This is a genomic window from Frankia sp. CeCAU1, from assembly GCF_977971845.1.
In genome coordinates this window covers 12,008-15,417 of the sequence record NZ_CDWWXA010000120.1, presented here as the reverse complement: position 1 = coordinate 15,417, position 3,410 = coordinate 12,008, and the positions used below count along the sequence as shown (strand labels likewise).

The 3,410-nt window shown below is 66.2% G+C and carries 2 protein-coding genes; both read left to right on the top strand.

The genetic code is table 11. The features are described 5' to 3' along the window. Positions 1-310 precede the first annotated feature (310 nt). Positions 311-1,549 carry an IS110 family RNA-guided transposase gene (locus AC08OO_RS18230; protein WP_476610723.1) on the top strand — a complete coding sequence of 413 codons (1,239 nt, stop codon included), beginning with the start codon at positions 311-313 and terminating at the stop codon, positions 1,547-1,549. A gap of 301 nt (positions 1,550-1,850) precedes the next feature. Next, positions 1,851-3,227, top strand: coding sequence for a group II intron reverse transcriptase/maturase (ltrA, locus tag AC08OO_RS18225; protein ID WP_476610722.1), 1,377 nt, complete (start codon positions 1,851-1,853; stop codon positions 3,225-3,227). The last annotated feature ends 183 nt before the right edge of the window (positions 3,228-3,410 follow it).

Sequence of the window (3,410 nt, the reverse complement as noted above, 5' to 3'; positions counted from 1 at the left end):
CTCCAAGAGCAGCCAGGGCGGCGTGGCCGCCACCCTTTCGTATGAGAATTTGAGTCCGGCCGCGGGACGCCTGTGGTCCTGATGTTGGCCGGTGGGCCGTTTCGGCCCGGTATCGCCGAGTCCCGTGCAGCATCTCCGATGCTGTCCGGATCGACGTCGGCGTTCTCTGGTGCTCAGAACCCGTCCAAGAGTATGGCGGTGGAGGTCCTGGGGTACTCTTTCCTGCTGCTACGAGCGCGTTCCTCAGTTTCCTGTGGTCAGGGCCTCTCCGGACAGCACCTACAGGTTGCTGACCATGGAGGGCTGGCAGATGCAGGTGTTATTCCCACGGTGCGCGGGCCTTGACGTGCACCGGGACACGGTCGCCGCGGCGGTGCGCATCCAAACCGGTTCGGGTAAAGCCGTCACCGAGGTCCGGACGTTCACCACGACCGGGGGCTCGCTCGGACTACTCGCGGACTGGCTCACCGAGTGCCGGGTGACGATCGTCGGGATGGAATCGACAGGCGTCTACTGGAAGCCGGTGTTCCACCTGCTGGAAGACCGGTTCGAGTGCTGGCTCCTCAACGCCACCCACGTCCGCAACGTACCAGGCCGAAAAACAGACGTCGCGGACGCGGCGTGGATCTCGGACCTCGTCGCGCACGGCCTGGTACGCGCCTCGTTCGTGCCGCCGAAACCCCAGCGGGACCTGCGTGACCTGACCCGGGCCCGGCGGATCGTGGTCGAGGAGAAGACCCGGGAGATCCAGCGGCTGGAGAAACTGATGCAGGACGCCGGCGTGAAACTCACCAGCGTCGCCTCCAAGCTACTCGGGGTCTCGGGCCGTGCGATCCTGGAGAAGGTGATCGAGGGAGAGCAGTCCCTGGAATATCTCGCTGATCAGGCCCGTGGCCGACTCCGCAGCAAGATCCCACAGTTGCAGGAGGCACTCGCGGGAACGTTCCGCTCCGGGCATCACGGGTTCCTCGCCGCGCAGCTCCTGGCCCGGATCGACCTGTGTGACGAGCAGATCGACGAGCTCGACCACCGGATCGAGGTGATGATCGCCCCTTTTCGGGAGACGGTCGACCGGATCCGCACGATCACCGGGGTCGGTGAGGTCACCGCGACCGTGCTGCTCGCCGAGGTCGGCCTGGACATGAGCCGGTTCCCCACCGCCGGCCATCTCGCGTCCTGGGCGGGTATCTGTCCGGGGAACAACACCTCGGGAGGGAAACGCCTGTCCGGGCGGACCCGACACGGTAACAAGTGGTTACGTACCGCGTTGACCGAGGCCGCGCACGCCGCCGCCCGGAGCAAGGACACCTACCTGGCGTCCCACCACGCCCAGGTCCGTGGCCGCCGCGGTGTCCTGAAAGCGATCGGCGCGACCCGCCACGACATTCTCATCGCCTACTGGCACATCATCGCGAACAAGACCGTCTACCAGGACCTCGGCGGAGACTGGCATGCCCGCCGACGCCGGGACCCTGAACGCCGCCGGAAGAACCTCGTCGGCGAACTGGAGAAACTCGGCTACACCGTCACCATCACACCAGCGGCATAGCCGCTACCCCAGACAGAAAGGAACACCCGCAGCACGCGCACCGAATACCGATAAGACCAGCGTTGGAAGCCCGGCTCCCAGCGCCTTCCCGCATGCCCGGAACCAGCCCCTCCGCGGTCCAGCAATTCACTCCTCAGAACCGTGCCCTATAACCGGAGATCCCGGGAAGTGGGTGGCGGGCCGGGTGGGCGTCGGAGGCGGCCATATTACCGTTCGAGCCGGCCGGACAACATAACCGATAACCGGCGGTGAGGGAAGGGCCGCTGCTTCGTCGACGCGTGGAGTTGGAAGGAGGGGCTCGGTGAGTGCCATTGCTGCTATTCCCGCCGCTTCGGGATCCCGAGTGGATCCGGTCCGTGTCTTGCAGCACACGCTGTACCGGGCGGCCAAGGCCGATCCCGGGCGGAGGTTCCATGCGCTCTCGGACAAGGTCCACCGTGGGGACGTCCTGGAGCGTGCGTGGGCACTGGTGCGCGCCAACAGGGGCGCGCCGGGCATTGACCGGACCACCATTGCCCAGGTCGAGGAGTACGGGGTGTCCCGTCTTCTCGACGAGCTGGGCGGCGAATTGCGGGAAGGGGGGTACCGTCCTTTGCCTGTGCGCCGGGTAGAAATTCCCAAGCCGGGGGACAAGGGTGCGTCCCGGCCGCTGTCGATCCCTGCCGTCCGCGACCGTGTGGTGCAGACCGCCGTGAAGATCGTGCTCGAGCCGGTCTTCGAGGCGGACATGGCCGGGTGCTCGTTCGGGTTCCGCCCGTGGCGCTCGGCTCATGACGCACTGCAAGTGCTGGTGGATGCGTGCGGGAAGGGCCGTCGGTGGGTGGTGGAGACGGATATCGCTGATTGCTTTACGGCGATCCCGTTCGAAGGGTTGATGCAGACGATCGAGGAACGGGTCTGCGACCAGGCGATGCTCAGGTTGGTGCGTGCTGTCCTGCGTGCCGGCGTGATGCGCGACGGCGAGGTCCGGAGGCCGGTCAGCGGAATGTCCCAGGGCGGGCCGCTGTCCCCATTACTCTGTAACGTCTACCTGAACCGGCTTGGCCGGGAATGGGACGACGGGGACGGGATGATGGTCCGGTTCGCGGACGATATCGTCGTGATGTGCTGGTCGGAGGATCAGGCGGTGCGGGCGATGGATTGTCTGGTCCGGTTGCTCGCTGATCTGGGGCTGGAGACCAAGGCAGCCAAGACCCGTATCGTTCACCTACAGGTGGGAGGGGATGGTCTTGAGTTCCTGGGCTTCCATCACCGCCTGGTGCTGTCGCGGGGTGACCGGGGCAGACGGAGGGTGGCGTTTCTTGCGCGCTGGCCCTCGGACAGGGCCATGCAGCATGCTCGGGATCGGATTCGGGAGATTACGGGACGGTCCAGGCTGCTGCTTAAGCCAGAGGCGGTCGTGCGGGAACTGAACCTGTTCCTGCGTGGCTGGGCCGGATATTTCCGCTACGGATATTCGGCACGGCGCCTTGCTATGATCAGGCGGTTCGCGCAGGTACGGCTGGCTCGGTTTGTTCGGGCCAGACACCGGCGCAGCATGGGCTTCGGCTGGCGGGTGCTGATACGCTCCCGGCCGGTGGACCTCGGCCTGGTCAGCCTGTCTGGGATTGTCGTCACTCCCAGGGCCGGAAAGCTCTGGCGGGAGAGACCGAATGCCGGCGGTGAACGGCGTCGGTAAGCCGTGTGTGGGAGAACCACATGCACGGACTGACGGGGGGCGGCTGGAGACGGAGCATGCTATGGACGGCCGGGATGAGAAACGGGCGGGAAACCGCGCGGACAAAGGTACCGGACCACGCGCCCAAAGCGAGATGCCACCGCGCCAGTCGCCTACCCTACACTTCGGGGTCGCGTAGTCGCC

Excerpts from the sequence above, each read along its gene's own strand:
- AC08OO_RS18230 (WP_476610723.1), top strand. The coding sequence starts at position 311 with ATGCAGGTGTTATTCCCACGGTGCGCGGGCCTTGACGTGCACCGGGAC.